The organism is Bradyrhizobium sp. USDA 327, assembly GCF_041262065.1.
Lineage (GTDB): Bacteria > Pseudomonadota > Alphaproteobacteria > Rhizobiales > Xanthobacteraceae > Bradyrhizobium > Bradyrhizobium liaoningense.
The window spans coordinates 5645247-5661863 of record NZ_JBGCCW010000001.1 but is presented as its reverse complement, the minus strand read 5'-3'; the positions used below and the strand labels follow the sequence as shown (position 1 = coordinate 5661863).

At 65.0% G+C, this 16617-nt stretch carries 16 protein-coding genes and 1 tRNA gene; 10 read left to right on the top strand and 7 right to left on the bottom strand.

Going from position 1 to position 16617, the window contains the following annotated elements:
* Window positions 1-4: 4 nt before the first annotated feature.
* The gene (locus ABIA42_RS26670; protein ID WP_271532290.1) at window positions 5-403 is read left to right on the top strand and encodes a gamma-glutamylcyclotransferase; all 399 of its coding nucleotides are present in this window, start codon (window positions 5-7) and stop codon (window positions 401-403) included.
* Here the strand turns inward: ABIA42_RS26670 and ABIA42_RS26665 are convergent.
* Window positions 400-963, bottom strand: a complete 564-nt coding sequence (locus ABIA42_RS26665) for a chlorite dismutase family protein (RefSeq protein WP_271532197.1) — start codon at window positions 961-963, stop codon at window positions 400-402. The genes ABIA42_RS26670 and ABIA42_RS26665 overlap by 4 nt on opposite strands.
* A 203-nt stretch (window positions 964-1166) precedes the next feature.
* On the opposite strand from ABIA42_RS26665, the gene dnaG reads away from it, so the two are divergent.
* Together dnaG and rpoD are read left to right on the top strand one after the other, a co-directional pair.
* Complete coding sequence (gene dnaG / locus ABIA42_RS26660) at window positions 1167-3188, top strand: DNA primase (RefSeq protein ID WP_370119528.1); 2022 nt, start codon at window positions 1167-1169, stop codon at window positions 3186-3188.
* Between the two features lie 375 nt (window positions 3189-3563).
* A complete protein-coding gene (gene rpoD / locus ABIA42_RS26655; protein ID WP_370119531.1) occupies window positions 3564-5708 on the top strand; it encodes an RNA polymerase sigma factor RpoD in 2145 nt (714 codons plus the stop codon).
* A 108-nt stretch (window positions 5709-5816) separates the two neighbouring features.
* Here rpoD and ABIA42_RS26650 read toward each other — a convergent pair whose 3' ends face one another.
* From ABIA42_RS26650 to ABIA42_RS26640, 3 genes are all read right to left on the bottom strand, one after another.
* Entirely contained in the window at window positions 5817-6053 is a 237-nt protein-coding gene (locus tag ABIA42_RS26650) for a hypothetical protein (RefSeq protein WP_271532201.1), read from the bottom strand.
* Between the two features lie 515 nt (window positions 6054-6568).
* Window positions 6569-6889 (bottom strand): hypothetical protein, encoded by a 321-nt coding sequence (locus ABIA42_RS26645; RefSeq protein ID WP_271532203.1) that lies wholly within the window; start codon window positions 6887-6889, stop codon window positions 6569-6571.
* A 293-nt stretch (window positions 6890-7182) separates the two neighbouring features.
* On the bottom strand, window positions 7183-7713 hold the full coding sequence (locus ABIA42_RS26640; RefSeq protein ID WP_370119534.1) for a hypothetical protein: 531 nt from the start codon (window positions 7711-7713) through the stop codon (window positions 7183-7185).
* Window positions 7714-7856: 143 nt separating this feature from the next.
* On the opposite strand from ABIA42_RS26640, the gene ABIA42_RS26635 reads away from it, so the two are divergent.
* On the top strand, window positions 7857-8663 hold the full coding sequence (locus ABIA42_RS26635) for a lytic transglycosylase domain-containing protein (protein WP_271532207.1): 807 nt from the start codon (window positions 7857-7859) through the stop codon (window positions 8661-8663).
* Window positions 8664-8809: 146 nt separating this feature from the next.
* Here the strand turns inward: ABIA42_RS26635 and ABIA42_RS26630 are convergent, their stop codons facing one another.
* Window positions 8810-9640, bottom strand: a complete 831-nt coding sequence (locus ABIA42_RS26630; RefSeq protein WP_370119537.1) for an SDR family NAD(P)-dependent oxidoreductase — start codon at window positions 9638-9640, stop codon at window positions 8810-8812.
* A 122-nt stretch (window positions 9641-9762) separates the two neighbouring features.
* On the opposite strand from ABIA42_RS26630, the gene ABIA42_RS26625 reads away from it, so the two are divergent.
* From ABIA42_RS26625 to ABIA42_RS26610, 4 genes are all read left to right on the top strand, one after another.
* Window positions 9763-10137, top strand: coding sequence for a response regulator (locus ABIA42_RS26625; RefSeq protein WP_271532211.1), 375 nt, complete (start codon window positions 9763-9765; stop codon window positions 10135-10137).
* Window positions 10138-10193: 56 nt separating this feature from the next.
* A complete protein-coding gene (locus tag ABIA42_RS26620) occupies window positions 10194-10805 on the top strand; it encodes a LysE family translocator (protein ID WP_028178482.1) in 612 nt (203 codons plus the stop codon).
* Window positions 10806-11464: 659 nt separating this feature from the next.
* A complete protein-coding gene (locus ABIA42_RS26615) occupies window positions 11465-12673 on the top strand; it encodes a GGDEF domain-containing protein (RefSeq protein WP_370119541.1) in 1209 nt (402 codons plus the stop codon).
* A gap of 107 nt (window positions 12674-12780) precedes the next feature.
* Window positions 12781-13407, top strand: a complete 627-nt coding sequence (locus ABIA42_RS26610) for an N-acetylmuramoyl-L-alanine amidase (RefSeq protein WP_370119544.1) — start codon at window positions 12781-12783, stop codon at window positions 13405-13407.
* A gap of 199 nt (window positions 13408-13606) precedes the next feature.
* Here the strand turns inward: ABIA42_RS26610 and rpoH are convergent, their stop codons facing one another.
* A complete protein-coding gene (rpoH, locus tag ABIA42_RS26605) occupies window positions 13607-14506 on the bottom strand; it encodes an RNA polymerase sigma factor RpoH (protein ID WP_028178479.1) in 900 nt (299 codons plus the stop codon).
* 219 nt (window positions 14507-14725) lie between these two features.
* Entirely contained in the window at window positions 14726-15733 is a 1008-nt protein-coding gene (locus ABIA42_RS26600; RefSeq protein WP_370119547.1) for an RluA family pseudouridine synthase, read from the bottom strand.
* On the opposite strand from ABIA42_RS26600, the gene ABIA42_RS26595 reads away from it, so the two are divergent.
* Window positions 15732-16076, top strand: a complete 345-nt coding sequence (locus ABIA42_RS26595) for a hypothetical protein (RefSeq protein ID WP_370119550.1) — start codon at window positions 15732-15734, stop codon at window positions 16074-16076. The two genes, ABIA42_RS26600 and ABIA42_RS26595, sit on opposite strands and share 2 nt — an antisense overlap.
* 57 nt (window positions 16077-16133) lie before the next feature.
* Window positions 16134-16208, top strand: a tRNA-Glu gene (locus ABIA42_RS26590).
* Window positions 16209-16617: the final 409 nt, after the last annotated feature.

Genomic DNA, 16617 nt, shown 5'->3' with positions numbered 1-16617 from the left:
CACGATGGGCTCCGATCGTCTCTTCGTCTACGGCACCCTGATGCGCGGCTTCGACCATCCGATGGCGCGGTTGCTCGCGGGCCATGCGGATTTTCTGGGTGAGGTGACCTGCCGCGGCCGGCTCGTTCTGGTGAAGCACTATCCGGGATTGCTGCTCTCCGACGCGCCGACCGACCTCGTTCACGGCGAGCTCTTCCGCCTGCGCGTGCCCGACGAGCTCCTGCGCGAGCTCGACATGTACGAGGCCTGCGGCGAGGGGTTTCCAGAGCCGACCGAATATTTGCGCCAGTTGGTCGATGTGACGCGCGCCGACGGCGCCACCGAGAAGGCCTGGACCTACGTCTACAACTGGTCCGTCACCGGTCTGCCGCGCATCGAATCCGGGCGCTTCCTCGAGCACTAGGCCGACAGCACTTCCTTCACCATGCGCACGTCGACCTCGCGCTCGACATAGGTCCACTCCTCGGTCTGCCTGAGCATTGCCACCAGCTCCTCGAACAGTGCGGCGTGCGCGGGAGCGAATTCGAACCAGGTCAGAAAGTCGAAGGGGCCGCCGAGGTCGCGGCAGTGATAGAGCTGGCGCGCAATCGCAGGCAGGAAGCGCAGGCTGCTGGCGATGTGATGCGACTTGTCCTCGAAGATCCTGCGGCGCTCTTCCTGGGTCAGCTCCCACCAGGCCTGCGACTTGCGGATCGGGATCAGCGCGGCGCTCGTTGCCTCTAACCGGCCGAGACCGGCCTGCACGGCCACGAGTTGCTGCTTCTCGGGGCGCTCCGTGTAGCGCAAGCTGCTCTCAACACCCACCAGCCGCCACGCATTGCGCGAGGGCACCAGCGGCAACGAGACGGCATCGCTGTCGGTGACCGACAGCGCCGGCACGAAGGGCAGGGGCTCGCCCGTCACGGGCGAAATCGAGGTCACACGCCAGCCCCCGCTCTGGCCGCCTCGAAAGGTCCTGAACATGGGGGTATGGAAGCGTGGAACCGGGCGCGGTTCAAGAGTTCTTGTCATTCCGGGTGACGGAGCGTGCCCGAATGACGGACCAAGGGCCCCTGTGCATAGGTCGAATAACCCGGATAAGCCGGACAAACCTGACTTTCGAGCAGGCCGTACCTATATCCCTGATCCTTCGCCCGACTCACCCGGTTTCGCGCTACACACAGCCCATGCGCTTCACGCCCCAGTTCCTGGACGAGCTTCGTGCCCGGCTTTCGGTCTCCGAAGTCGTGGGCAAGCGCGTCAAGTTGAAGAAGGCGGGGCGGGAGTGGAAGGGGCTGTCGCCGTTCCAGCAGGAGAAGACGCCGTCCTTCTACGTCAACGACCAGAAGGGTTTTTACCACGACTTCTCCTCCGGCAAGCACGGCGACATCATCACCTTCGTGATGGAGACCGACGGTCTGCCGTTCGCCGAGGCCGTCGAGCGGCTCGCCAACATGGCGGGCCTGCCGCTGCCGGCGGTGACTCCTGATGCGGCGCGGCACGAGCAGCGGCGCAAGTCGCTGCATGACGTCATGGATCTCGCGGCAAAATTCTTCGCGGAGACGCTGGCCTCGCGTCTCGGCGCCAAGGCGCGCGGCTACCTTGCCGACCGCGCCATCTCGCCGGCGACGCAATTGCAGTTCCGCCTCGGCTACGCCCCGCCCGACCGCTTCGCGCTGAAAGAGCATCTCGGCAAGCTCGGCGTCTCCGTCGACGACATGGTCGAGACCGGCCTGTTGATCGGCGGTGACGACATCCCCGTGCCGTACGACCGCTTCCGCGATCGCGTGATGTTTCCGATCACGGATCTGCGCGGCCGCGTCATCGCCTTCGGCGGACGCGCGCTGGAGAAGGACGTTCCGGCAAAATACCTGAACTCGCCGGAGACGCCGCTCTTCCACAAGGGCGACAATCTCTACAATCACCAGACCGCGCGCAAAGCCACGCATGACGGCAGCGCTCTGATCGTGGTCGAAGGCTATGTCGACGTCATCGCCATGGTCACCGCGGGCTTTGCGGGTAGCGTGGCGCCGCTCGGCACCGCGCTCACCGAAAGCCAGCTCGCGCTGCTCTGGAAGATGGCGGACGAGCCGATCCTCTGCTTCGACGGCGACCGCGCCGGACAGAAGGCGGCCTACCGTGCCGCCGATCTCGCGCTGCCGTTCCTCAGCCCCGGCAAGAGCCTTCGCTTTGCGCTGCTGCCTGAGGGGCAGGACCCCGACGATCTCGTGCGCTCCGGCGGGCGCGGCGCGATCGAGGAGGTGATCGGGGCGGCGCGGCCGCTTGCCGACATGATCTGGTCGCGCGAGCTCGAAGGCGGCAATTTCGCCACGCCCGAACGTCGTGCCGCGCTGGAAGCGCGCATCAAGGAGCTCACGAACGGCATCCGTGACGAGGTGGTGCGGCGCTATTATCGCGACGAGTTCGTCGAGCGGCTGCAGCGCACCTTCGCGCCCGAAGGTGGGCGCGGCTTTGGCGGCCGGGGCAATTTCCGCTCCGGCGGCGGCCGGCCGTTCCAGCCGCGGGCAGGGGGAAGTGCGAATCGATTCGGCGGCCAGGGGTTTGGCGGCCAGGGATTTGGCGGCGGCCGCCGCGGCGTCCCCGGCCCGACCCCGATCCCGTCCGGCCCCTACCAGGCGGCGAGCCCCCAGCTGGCGGCAAGCCCGATCATGAAGGGCCAGCGCAGCGCCATGTCCCGCCGGGAAGCCCTCATCCTGCAATGCCTGATCAACCACCCCTGGCTGCTGCATGAGCACCTCGAGGAGGTCGCCGCCCTGGAACTCGCCCATCCCGAGGCCCACAAGCTCCGGGCCGGCATCATCGCCGCCTTCGCCAACGACCACCACCACTTGCCGGAGCCCGGCGAGCTGGCCGAAAAGATGCGTAGCGATCTCGAACGGGGTGGATTTTCCCAAGCTCTTCAAAGGGTTGAGAATGGTATCACGACCCAGGCGGTGTGGGGGGCCCGCGAAGGCGCGGCGCGGGATGACGTTCTTGCGACCTGGCACCAACTCGTTGTCTTGCATCGGCAATGGCATTCACTACTTAGGGAGCTGAAGGACGCCGAGCTGGCCTTGGGGGAGGATCCCAGCGAGGCCAATTTGGCATGGCTGCTTGACGTCAAGGCTCGGATGGCCGAGGTCGACGGCACCGAGGCCCTGATCGAGGGTTTTGGCGAATTGTCGGGCCGGCTTCAGAAGAGCGTGTGATGAAAGAATCATGCGGACGGACGGGGCCGGAACCGCTAAAAGACTCGCCAAATCCAAGGTTTGGCGGCAGAAACAGGGTTAATCGAGGCTTAACGGTCTTGTAGCACTTTGGCCCAGAGGCGGCCGCAGGCAGAACAGACGCGTCAGGAATGAATCCGCGCAATCGCTGTTGGCACTACACCTGCATCCGCCGCGACAAAGAGGCTGACGAAGCGTTAGGCAATTCCGGCGAGAGAAAGTTGGGGGTGGCGAGAGGTTTGTGCGCCGCCCTTTCCGTGTCGAGAGCTGCCGAAGCGAGAGCGTCGAGCAACAGGTTCAAGTGAATTCAGGCAGGCGCGGCGGGCGTCTCGCATGAAGCGCGTTTAGGAGCAATGGATGGCCACCAAGGCAAAGACGCTGCAGGCGAAGGACAAGGAAAAGGACGACAAGGCAGCGGACGCGCCGGAGAAGGACTCCCAGGACGCGCCCTCGCCCTTGCTCGACCTGTCCGACGCCGCCGTGAAGAAGATGATCAAGCAGGCCAAGAAGCGCGGCTTCGTGACCTTCGATCAGCTCAACGAAGTCTTGCCGTCCGACCAGACCTCGCCCGAACAGATCGAGGACATCATGTCGATGCTCTCGGACATGGGCATCAACGTCACCGAAGCCGACGACACCGAAGGCGAGGAGGAGAAGGACGAGGCCGACGACGAGACCGATAACGAGCTCGTCGAGGTCACCCAGAAGGCCGTCACCGAGGTCAAGAAGAGCGAGCCGGGCGAGCGCACCGACGATCCCGTGCGCATGTATCTGCGCGAGATGGGCACGGTCGAGCTGCTCTCCCGCGAAGGCGAAATCGCGATCGCCAAGCGCATCGAGGCCGGCCGCGAGGCGATGATCGCAGGGCTGTGCGAAAGCCCGCTGACCTTCCAGGCCATCATCATCTGGCGCGACGAGCTCAACGAAGGCAAGATCTTCCTTCGCGACATCATCGATCTCGAAGCGACCTATGCCGGCCCGGACGCCAAGGGCGGCATGAACACCGCGATGATCGCTGGCCCCAGCGGCGAGGGCGGTGAAGCTTCGGCCGAGGGCGGCGAGGCCGCCGCCGTCTCCACCGCTGCGCCCGCGCATGTGGCGCCGCCTGCGGCGCCGCCGGCGCCGACCCCGTTCCGTGCCGCGCCTGCCGCCGCTGGCGCCGAGGCCGGCGAGGAGAAGGATCCGGGCGAGGCCGCCGCCGAAGCCGACATGGACGACGACGAGTTCGAGAACCAGATGTCGCTCGCGGCGATCGAGGCCGAGCTCAAGCCGAAGGTGGTCGAGATCTTCGACAAGATCGCCGACAGCTACAAGAAGCTGCGCAAGCTTCAGGAGCAGGACATCCAGAACCAGCTCCAGAACGAGTCGCTCTCGCCGCACCAGGAGCGCAAGTACAAGAAGCTGAAGGACGAGATCATCGTCGAGGTGAAGTCGCTGCGCCTCAACCAGGCGCGTATCGACAGCCTCGTCGAGCAGCTCTACGACATCAACAAGCGCCTCGTCTCGCATGAGGGCCGTCTGATGCGCCTTGCCGACAGCCACGGCGTCGCGCGCGAGGACTTTTTGCGCAACTACACCGGATCGGAGCTCGATCCGCGCTGGCTCAACCGCGTCTCGAAACTTTCCGCAAAAGGCTGGAAGAATTTCGTCCATCACGAGAAGGACCGCATCAAGGACCTTCGCCACGAGGTGCATCAGCTCGCCGCGCTCACCGGCCTCGAGATCGTCGAGTTCCGCAAGATCGTGCACTCCGTGCAGAAGGGCGAGCGCGAGGCCCGTCAGGCCAAGAAGGAGATGGTGGAAGCCAACCTCCGTCTCGTGATCTCGATCGCCAAGAAGTACACCAATCGCGGCCTGCAGTTCCTCGACCTGATCCAGGAAGGCAACATCGGCCTGATGAAGGCGGTCGACAAGTTCGAGTACCGCCGCGGCTACAAGTTCTCCACCTACGCCACGTGGTGGATCCGGCAGGCGATCACCCGCAGCATCGCCGACCAGGCCCGTACCATCCGCATCCCGGTGCACATGATCGAGACGATCAACAAGATCGTGCGCACGTCCCGCCAGATGCTCAACGAGATCGGCCGCGAGCCGACGCCAGAAGAGCTCGCCGAAAAGCTCGGCATGCCCCTGGAGAAGGTCCGCAAGGTCCTCAAGATCGCCAAGGAGCCGCTGTCGCTGGAGACGCCCGTCGGTGACGAGGAGGATTCACATCTCGGCGATTTCATCGAGGACAAGAACGCGATCCTGCCGATCGACGCCGCGATCCAGTCCAACCTGCGCGAAACCACGACGCGCGTGCTGGCGTCCCTGACGCCGCGCGAAGAACGCGTCCTGCGCATGCGCTTCGGCATCGGCATGAACACCGACCACACGCTGGAAGAAGTCGGCCAGCAGTTCAGCGTGACGCGCGAACGCATCCGCCAGATCGAAGCGAAGGCGCTGCGCAAGCTGAAGCATCCGTCGCGGTCGCGGAAGCTGCGGTCGTTCCTGGACAACTAATTCGGATCGCCTGGGCTCGATCCGGGCATCCATCCAAACGAAAACGGCGGGCCGAAAGCCCGCCGTTTTTGTTTGTGCTGGAGTTTCGAGTATCACGCGTCCACCGAGCTATTTCTTCTTCGCCCCGACCCGCTCGAGCCGTTTGATCTCCAGCGGCGGGCGGCCGCTCTTCTCGGCGATCTCGCGGTCCTGCTCCATGATGAAGCCGCGGGCGGGTTCGTCGCCGTCGAGGCCGCCGAGGAGTTCGGCGGGCACGCGGCGATTGGAGCGTTGGGAATCGTCTTCATAGACGACGTTGAAGAAGGCGAATTCGCCTTTGGGATTGGTTCCGGGTTTCTTGGCCATGGCGGCTTTTCGTCGATAGCCGCGCCGCAGTCAAATGACTTTGGCGGTGATCGACCACCGCCGTGACCGAACGCGGCAGGCTTGACGCGGCTGTGAAGGTACTTGATGCGGGGAGGAGCCAGAGATCCGCTGCGACCCTTCGAGGAGACTTTCGCCTCCAATAAACGGCGGGCCCGAAGCCCGCCGTTTATCTTGGTCTTCACCGTCGCCCGGGGCTGGCAGGGCGACAACTTAAAATAGAAGACTATAGAAGGCGCGCTGCGATGGCAAGGCAAATCGTGGTGGTGTCGATGTCGCAGCGAGCGCATCAGATATGCGTTTGTTCCGATGTGCGACGTGGCCATACATCGAGACAGTGCTTCGGACTGCCAAATCACTTTGTTCATCTCGCTTGCTCTTGCGACGCTGCGAGAGCGACGCGCTCGGTAGGAAAGTGCGTTTGCCTGCACGTATTCCCGTCTGCGTGCTCTGTGATCGCAAAAGCAAAGCCGGTGCCATCCTTCCCAGCGCGTATCTCAATGCGTGTGTGTGCGCTGCGTCAACACCTGCACGGCGAGCCGCGACCCGTGCCCGCCGCTCTTGTCGGCGTCCTCCTTGCGCCCCTGCGCCATGATCGCGCTGCCCATCGCGGCCGATCCGAAGGTGATGAGGAAGGAGGCGAGCAGCAGGAGAAGCGCCACGCCGGGCGCGCGGTCGGCGAAGATCAGCTCGCGCAGATGTCCGGGATTGAGCCAGAGCAGGCCGCCGACCAGCAGCGCGGCGGCGCAGGCGCCGATCGCGAGGTTGATGGCGAGCAGGCGGAACAGCGGAATGCGGAGGAGGGCGGGGATCGGCATAGCTGATGGCCTCGTGCGGGCTCAACGCATCGACTGACTGCGCGGCGCAAGTAGAGATATCATAATGCCAACTCTCTCATCCGTCATTCCAGGGCGCGCGAAACGCGAGCTATGGTGCGCAATTGCGCACCTGAGAATCCATTCATCGACCGTCTCTGCCGCCCGATAGATTCTGGGTTCGCGCTACGCGCGCCCCGGAATGACCAAAGGAGGGTGTGGCGCGACCACTCATCTCGTACAGCTGCGTCTCGACCTTTGGAACTCGATCGTTCGGAAACCCGCCGCCGTCCGTCTCATGCCGCCGGCGCGACCCGGTTGCCCGCCTCGCTTGCCTGCGCCGCCTGTTGGCGCTCCATCATGGTCTGCCACAGCGTTGCGATGCTCGCCTGCGTCTGCGGCGCGATCAGGCAGTGCCCCTCATTGTCGAAGCCGCAGAACCGCACCGTCGGGTCCTTCTTCACCTCGGTCAGCGCATGGTTGATCATCTCGAGGCATGTCATCACCTGGCCGACGTCCTGCAGGCGCGTGTGATGCAGGATGTCCATCAGGCGGAACGTCATCACCGCGGGGCGGCCGAAGCTGATGCCGGGGCGGCCGAGTTCGAACAGCACGTTCACCGCAGGAAGTGCGCCGCGGATGTGCTCGAGCACGCCGGCCATCTCTTCCACGCTGCAGGCGACGAGATGGGCCGCCTGTGGTGGCGGCGCGGCCTCCGGTGTCCGTGGCGCAAGCCCGAGTGTGGCGATCACCTCCTGCTCGATCCATTGCCGCACCGGAGCGGGGGCATTGCGGATCTGCTCAGCGGTCAAGGTGATTCCGGTCATGTGCGGTTCTCCTGTTTGCCTCAATCTAGAAAGCACGGCGTGAGATGGATTGATGCGGATCAAGCCTGCCGCTTTGACCCTCGCTGCGTTCCCGGGCATGATCGCGAGCTGCTTCGCGCAAGGAATTTGGGGAACTGCCGCACATGCTGAGACCGCTTCTCGCCGCCGCCTTCGTCGTTTGTCTGGCCGGCGGGTCGGCGCAGGCCGCCCGCTGCGGCGGCGATTTCGACAGTTTTGTCGCCAGCATGGCGCAGGAAGCGCAGGCCGCCGGCGTCTCGGCGGGCGTGACCAATGCGGCGCTCGGCGGCGTGACCCAGGACGCTGCTGTGCTCGCCTTCGACCGGCGCCAGCGCTACACCTTTAAGAAGAGCTTCGAGCAGTACGTCTCGACCCGTGTCGGTCCCGGCCGCATCAATGGCGGCCGCGCGATGCTCCAGCGTCACGCCGCGCTGCTCTCCCGCATCGAGCAGCAGTTCGGCGTGCCCCGCTATATCTTGGTCGCGATCTGGGGGCTGGAGAGCGATTTCGGCAAGGGCGACACCGGCAAGCTGCCGGTGATCCGCACGCTGGCGACGCTCGCGCATGATTGCCGCCGCACCGACCTGTTCCAGGGCGAGCTGCTCGCTGCGCTCAAGATCGTGCAGCGCGGCGACCTGCCGCTGCGCGACCTCATCGGCGCCTATGCCGGCGAGATCGGCCAGACCCAGTTCCTGCCGTCGTCCTACATCAAGTACGGCGTCGATTTCGACGGCGACGGCCATGTCGATCTCCGCCACAGCGTCCCCGACGTGCTCGCCTCGACCGCGAACCTATTGCACACCAGCGGCTTCAAGATGGGCCAGCCTTATGATGAAGGCACGCCGAATTTCGAGGCGATGAGGGAGTGGAACAGGGCGGTGGTCTATCGCAAGACGATCGGGTATTTCGCGGATCGGCTGGCGGGGCAGTGAGGGGCCACATATACGGTGTCATCGCCCGGCTTGACCGGGCGATCCAGTACTCCGAGGCGGTTGTGGTTCAATCGATAAGACTCGGCGTACCCCGCTTTCGCAGGGAATGACAGTGGAGTGTGAGGCGACGCCGTCCCGTGCCCAACTCACGTCCCCTTCGCCATCTTCTCCAGTCGCCGCTGCAGCGGCGCCCAGTACGTTCCCGGTCGGAAGCGCTGCAACAGGTCCATGAAGCGGGCGTCGTTGCCGATCAGGATGCGCGGCTCGTTGTTCTCGATGCCTCTGATGATGCGCAGCGCGGCGTCCTTCGGCGTGGTCTTCGCTGCGTTCTCGAACCGCTCGATCGATTGCGCGCGGCGGGCATTGTCGGTGACGCCGACCCCGGTGCGCGCGTTGCGCGCGATCGCGGTGGCGACGCCGCCTGGATGGACGAGCGACAGCTTCACCTGGCTTCCCGCCACCGCCAGCTCGTGCCGCACGCTCTCAGAGAAGCCGCGCACCGCGAACTTCGCCGCCGCATAGGCCGATTGCCCCGGCGGCGCGATGATGCCGAAGATCGAGGAGAGGTTGACGAGGTGCGCCTCTGGCCTCGTCTTCAGATGCGGCAGGAAGGCGCGCGTGCCGTGCACCACGCCCCAGAAATTGATGTCGAACAACCAGTCCATCTGCGCCTGGTCGATCTCCTCGAACGAGCCCATGAGCGCCACGCCGGCATTGTTGACGACGATGCCGAGGGCGGGATGCGCGGTGGTCGCTTCGCTTGCGAACTGCGCGATGTCGGCGGGCTCGCCGACGTCGACGCGATGTACGCTGACCTTGCGCGTTGTTCCGATCTCCGCCGCGAGCGCCTTCAATGCGGCCTCGTCGCGATCGGCCAGCGCGAGATCGCAGCCGCGCTGCGCCAGCTCGATGGCCAGCGCCCTGCCGATGCCGCTCGCCGCTCCCGTGATGGCGGCCGCGCCCCGAATCGTCGTCATGAATTCCCCCGTCAAGTCCCCCGATCGTGGAACTATGAGTTACTTTTTTTTGAAATGAAACCGAACCGTTGCCGGCCTCGGTTTTTAACATGCGTTGTGGAGGCATGCATTGGGAGCCGCCGATGGGACAAGCAAAGCCGTTTCGCGCGACCGCGCTGATCGTTGAAGACGACGTCATGCAGCGGGAGATGCTCTGCGTTCTCCTGGAAGAGAGCGGCTACCAGGTCATCCAGTGCGAAAGCGCGGAGGCCGCCGAGCGCGTCCTCGACAAGAGCGCCGGCGCGCTCTGTCTGATGCTGACCGACGTCCAGCTTGCCGGCCGCATGAACGGCGTCGAGCTCGCGCACGTCGCCAAGCACCGCAATCCGAACCTCGACGTCGTCGTCACCTCCGGCCGCCCCTTGAAGCAGCCCTTGCCCGATGGCGCCAAGTTCTGGGCCAAACCCTGGGCGCCGCTCGACGTGCTGCGCGAGGCGGAGATCGCTCAGCTGTCCTGACGGCTGCCCCCGCGGGCGCGCTTTCTCACCGCGAGCCGCGGTGATAAGGTCCGCCCATGACCTTGTCCTTCCTGCTCACCTCGCTCATCGTCGTCGCATCGCCAGGCACCGGCGTGCTCTACACGCTCGCCTCGGCGCTGACTCGTGGCTCGCGGGCCAGCATGGCGGCCGCCTTCGGCTGCACGCTCGGCATCGTGCCGCATATGGTGGCGGCGATGCTCGGCCTTGCCGCCGTGCTCCACACCAGCGCGCTCGCCTTCGCCGTGCTGAAATGGTGCGGCGTCGCCTATCTGCTCTACATGTCCTGGCAGGCGCTGCGCGAGACGGGGACGCTCGCGGTCGATGGCGAGATCAAGGAGCGGTCGAGCGGCCGCGTCATCGTCACCGGCTTCCTGATCAACATCCTCAATCCGAAACTGTCGATCTTCTTCCTCGCCTTCCTGCCGCAGTTCATCGCGGCGGACGAGGCCCATGTGCTGGCGCGCATGCTGGAATTGAGCGGCGCCTTCATGGCGATGACGTTCGCGGTGTTCGTCCTCTATGGCCTCTGCGCCGCCTCGGTGCGCGAGCGCGTCATCTCCCGCCCCCGCGTCATGGCCTGGCTGCGGCGGAGCTTCGCCGCAGGATTTGCCGCGCTCGGCGCCAAGCTCGCGTTTTCGGAGCGGTAGGTTCTTCGTCACGTCTCGAAAGGTCGTCATGCCCGGGCTTGTCCAGGGCAACGCGCCTCGAACACTCACCCAATAAAAAAGCGGGCCTGTTGCCCGCCACCTTCAAATCCGCCCGATCCTACCCGACGCCCGGGCGGAGCGAGACTCCACCCGGGCAAAGAAACAGAAGCCTCGTTACTTCTTCTTCGCCTTCTTGGCCTTTTTCGCCTTCTTCTTCGCCGCCTTCTTCGCTTTCTTAGCCATAGTATCCTCTCAAGGGTTAATGGTGGAACGCGACACGAGGGATGCTCGGCGGAGGGCCAGCCTCGCAACATCCTCGATGACAAACTCAGCAGATTCGGAGCCGGCTGCCCCGCTCTGTCATATCTCCGTCATTGCGTTATCCACAGCTCAGATGCATCTTCGGGTGAGTTTTGGCCGCGAATCCGCCTCGCCGCGCTCCCGCGGCGCGGCCCGCTCCTCCGCAGCAAGGTTTGATTAACGATGCCGCAATCCGTTCGCGGATTCATCAATCCAAAACCAATGCCCGACTTTGCGCGATTGCGGTGAGACTCCATTAAGCGCGCCGCGCACATGATCGCCCGCAAGAACACGGGGGCGGGTATGTACGGGCAGTTGCCAAACGAAGAGGGCGGGACCATGCGCGTCCCGCAGTCGCCATGCTGAGCGTGCCGACACTCTGGACCGTCATCGTCATCAACTTCCTGGCGCTGGGCCTGGTCTGGGCCTATGTGGCGCGCGCCTATCCCAAATTCGAGGCGGCGCGGTACTGGACGGCGGCGGCGGTGCTGGCTGCAGCGGGCGCGGCGATATCGATGCTGCGTGACGTGATGGATCCGCGCTTTCCGCTGATCGGCGGCGGCGGCCTGATGATCTTCTCCTCCTGGCTCGCCTGCATGGGGGTGATCAGGTTCTATCACCGGCCGGTGTCCTGGCCGGCGGCGATCGCCCATTCGCTGCTCTGCAGCGCCGGCCTCGCCTTCTTCCTGGTCGTCGCCGACGACATGCCGATGCGGGTCGTGATCTACTCGCTGGCGCAATCGACGCCGATCCTGCTGACGCTGCCGCTGCTGCTAGGCGAGCAGAACGGGCGGGAAAATCCCGGCGCTCGCCTCGCTGCGATCGTGGGATTTCTGCTCCTGTCCATCCACGTCGTCCGCTCCGGCGCGGCGCTGCTCGGCTACGGGGGCGCCATCACCGCGATCAACTTCAACGGCTTGCAGGCCGTGATGATCCTGCTCCTGGTGTTCCTGGCCATGGGTTGGAATTTCGCCTGTCTGCTGATGGCGATCGAGCGGCTGCGCAACGAGGTTGCCGACCTCGCGCTGCTCGACGATCTCACCGGCGTCGCCAACCGGCGGCATCTGCTGCAGCGCCTGACCGAGGAATGCGCCCGCTCGGAGCGCAGCGGCGCGCCGTTCTCGCTGCTGCTGATCGATCTCGACGGGTTCAAGACCATCAACGACACCCATGGCCATGCCGCCGGCGATGCCTGCCTGAAGCACTTCACCCTGATGGCGCAGACGCGCCTCCGGCCCGGCGACATGCTCGCCCGCACCGGCGGCGACGAGTTCTGCATCGTGCTGCCGTCCTCGTCCCTGCGCGAGGCTGCCGCGATCGCCCGCCGCGTGATCGAGGTCTGCCGTCAGGATGCCGCCAGCTGCACCGGCAGCGACATTCCGATCGCGATCTCGATCGGGGTCGCGCAGTGGGACCGCGACATCGGGGAATTCCCGGATCGCCTGATGGCCAATGCCGACCATGCCCTCTATGCCGCCAAGAAGAACGGCAAGAACGATTTCGCGATCCATGATCCTGCCCCGCCGCTTTCGCCGGAGTTGGTCGCGGCGTTGAGGAAATTCGCGTAAAGCCTGGCAAAGCGCGACGCGATCAGGATGTCGTTTGTGCATGATCTTTCCGGAAAACCGCTGCACACTTTTCCGGATCGTGCTGTAGGCTTGGGCCGCATTGGACCATGATGATGTTTCGCCGGCCCGCGGCGGTTTTGGCCGCTCTCCTTCTGATCGCCCCCGCCGCCGCCACCGACGCCGAACTCGCAAAGCTCGCGCGCGCCTCCGGCACGCCCGACATTCCCGGCTTGAAGATCGTCTGGCTGGCGCCATGGGGTGAGGTCCGCAACGCAAGACCCTGGCGCAACATCATCGTGCACCAGACCGAGGGACCTGCGGGCTCGGCGCGCGGCGGCGCGCAAGCGCAGGCGAAGAATCCGACGCGGCGCGGCGTCACGGTCTGGGTCGAGACCGACGGCACGGTCTATTGGGCGGTCGCCGAGAACCTGGTGCCGACCCACGGCGACGGTGCCAACCGCAACGACAACAAGTACATCGACAACAGCTCGACCTACCGCCAGGTGGTGCGCGACAACTCGATCGGCGTCGAGTTCGCCGGCAATTATCCCGACGTGACGGCGGGCCCGACCGAAGCCCAGGTCGCGGCCTGGAAGATCCTCGTCAAGGTGCTGCGCACGCGCTACGATATCCCGCTCGATCGCGTCTACGCGCACAACTGGATCGACTACAAGGACGCGCGCTATTGCGAAGGCTGCGGGCTCGCGACGATGGCAAGGGAATGGGGGGAGTGAGACGGCGTCATTCCGGGCTCGCGCCAAAAGGTGCGCCTCGGAATGACGGGAGCAGCTGTACCGCCCGGGTCAAGCCGGGGCATGACGCTGAAGGCTCATCGCTCGAGCAGGTCTCATGCATGCAACAAAAAAAGCCGGCGTTGCCGCCGGCTTTTCGTCTCTTTCGATCCGCCAATCTCTCTCCGCGGCGAAAGCCCGCTTAATGCGCGGCTTCCAGTGCGGCCTGTTCCTGCCTTGCGATCGTGCCCTTGACCGCGGACTGCACCTTCTCGAAGGCGCGGACCTCGATCTGGCGGACGCGCTCGCGCGACACGCCGAACTCGGCAGCAAGGTCTTCCAGCGTCATCGGCTCATCGGCGAGGCGGCGCGCCTCGAAGATGCGACGTTCGCGCGGGTTGAGCACGCCCATCGCGCCGTTCAGCGCGTCACGGCGGTGATCATACTCCTCGTGCTCCGCCATCAGGGCTTCCTGGTTGGGCGTGTTGTCGACCAGCCAGTCCTGCCATTCGCCGGCTTCGCCGTCGTCGCGGATCGGAGCGTTGAGCGACGCGTCGCCACCGAGGCGGCGGTTCATGTCGATCACGTCCTGATCGGTGACGCCGAGGCGCTTGGCAATCATCTTCACCTGGTCGGGGCGGAGATCGCCTTCGTCCAGCGCGTTGATCTTGCTCTTCGCCTTGCGCAGGTTGAAGAACAGCTTCTTCTGGTTCGCGGTGGTGCCCATCTTAACGAGCGACCAGGAACGCAGAATGTACTCTTGAATCGACGCCTTGATCCACCACATGGCGTAGGTGGCGAGACGGAACCCCTTCTCGGGTTCGAAACGCTTCACCGCCTGCATCAGGCCGACATTGCCTTCCGAGACGACCTCGGAGATCGGCAGGCCGTAGCCGCGATAGCCCATGGCGATCTTGGCCACGAGGCGGAGGTGGCTGGTGACGAGTTGGTGCGCCGCGTCGCGATCGTCATGCTCGCGCCAACGCTTGGCGAGCATGTATTCCTGCTGGGGCTCCAGCATCGGAAATTTGCGGATCTCGGCGAGGTAGCGAGAAAGGCCGGATTCTCCATTGAGGACCGGCAAAGCAGCGGTACGGGCCATAGTGCGCCCTCCAAAAAGGTTCAGGCCCCCGATAGCGGCGGGCCAGGCAGACGACCGCTGTGTTAAAGCCGACCGTAGCTGCGATGTTCCGCGTTGGTCATTTCAACGCAGGCGCAATATACCTCATCGGGGGTCGAAAAGGGAAGGATTGCTGACGTCACGTCCCCGTGTGGCAGCTATAACTTTTTGTAATGTAAAGGCTTTCTGAAGCGGCCTGCGTCATAGCGCCGCTTTGAGGGCGCGTTCGAGGAGAAGCAAATCCTCCGGCAGAGCCGCCTCCCAGTGCAGTAATTCTCCTGTTCTCGGGTGCTGCAATACCAGCAGGTAAGCATGTAAGGCCTGCCGCCCCAGCGCCGCCAAAGCGGCCTGCGCCTCAGGGCCGAGCTGGTTGGCCTTGGTCTTGAAATGCGGGCCATAGACGGCATCGCCCATCAGGGGGTGGCCGATATGGGCGAGGTGGACGCGGATCTGATGGGTGCGGCCGGTCTCGAGCTCGCAGGCGAGCAGCGCGGCGACCGGCTTGCCGTCGCGACCGGCAAAGCTCTCCAGGATCTCCCAATGCGTCACCGCCTCGCGGCCGCCCTGGCGCACCGCCATCTTCTCGCGTGCATGCGGGTGGCGATCGATCGGCGCGTCCACCGTGCCGCGATGCCGGTTCGGCACCCCCCAGGCGAAGGCCATGTAGCCGCGCCGCATCTCGCCGGTGCGGCCGTGGTCGGCGAATTGAGCCGATAGCGAGGCATGTGCGAGGTCGTTCTTGGCGACCACCATCAGCCCCGTCGTGTCCTTGTCGAGCCGGTGCACGATGCCGGGCCGGCGCACCCCGCCGATGCCCGACAGCGAGGCGCCGCAATGGGCGATCAGCGCGTTGACCAGGGTGCCGGTCTCGTGCCCGGCCGCGGGGTGCACCACCAGCCCCTTCGGCTTGTTGATGACGATGATGTCGTCGTCCTCGAACACGATATCGAGGGCGATCTCCTCCCCTTTGGGCTCGGCGGGCGCCGCCTCCGGCACGTCGATTATGATCGTATCGCCGGGATTGACGTGATAAGCGGGGTCGCGGACCGCGGAGGCCTTCAGGTGCACTGCGCCCGCCAGGATCAGGGCCTTCAGCCTCGATCGCGACAGCTCCGGCCGGCGCGCCGCCAGCACGCGGTCGAGCCGGGTCGAGCCCTCGTCGCCGGCGACCACGACCTCCAACCTTTGCGCAGACCCAGAGCTTTCCATGACGACGTCTGATACCGCTGTTCCCGAACCGACCCCCGAGCAGGCCGCGCTGTTCGCGCGGGTGCGGCGGATGATGCTGATCGCGGGGTTGACCACGGCGCTGGCGATCTGCGCCGTGCTGATCGCGGTGGGCTACCGCCTTTTCAAGTCGGAGGGAAGGGCGCCCGAACCGGTGGGCGACGTCACCGCCACCCTGCCGAAGGGCGCCAGGATCGTCGCGACCGGCGTCGCCGGGGACCGGCTCGTGGTCACGCTGGACGTCGGCGGCATCACCGAGATCCGCACCTTCGACGTCCACACCCTGAAGCCGGCCGGAAAGCTGAAATTTGCCAACGAGCCGTAAAAGGCCGGTCGGGGTCCTTGCAGCGGACAAATTTCGAGGTTATTGGCTAGCCCTCACGCTCCCTTCGTCTAGCGGTTAGGACGCGGCCCTCTCAAGGCTGAAACAGGGGTTCGATTCCCCTAGGGAGCGCCAGCGATTTCAGTAACTTAGCTGGCCTCGTCTTCTCTCTTTCCATCGCCGACCAAGTTAGAGCCGGGTATCGCCGCTTGGTGTCGGCCCGTCAAATCCGTCGCGGAAACGGGGGGAGGTAGTATCTGAAGGGATCATTCTGACCTCCTTCGCCCTTCCGGATGATCTTCCCTTCTTTGACTAACCGGCGGCACGTCGAGTTGACGCGCTGTTGGTAAGCGTTGCTCCGACCGAAGATCAGCGCAGCCAAGTCGTCTTCCGTGTGGCCGCCTTTGCGCCGCACCTCGTTTAGGATGTCGTCTGCTACGGTCATCGGAGGCGGTCCTCACACTCAACGCTTCTTCGCGTTACGTCGCCGCGTTCGCCAAGCCTTCAAGGCAGCTTCGCGACGCTTCCGGGTCACGGCGGCCTT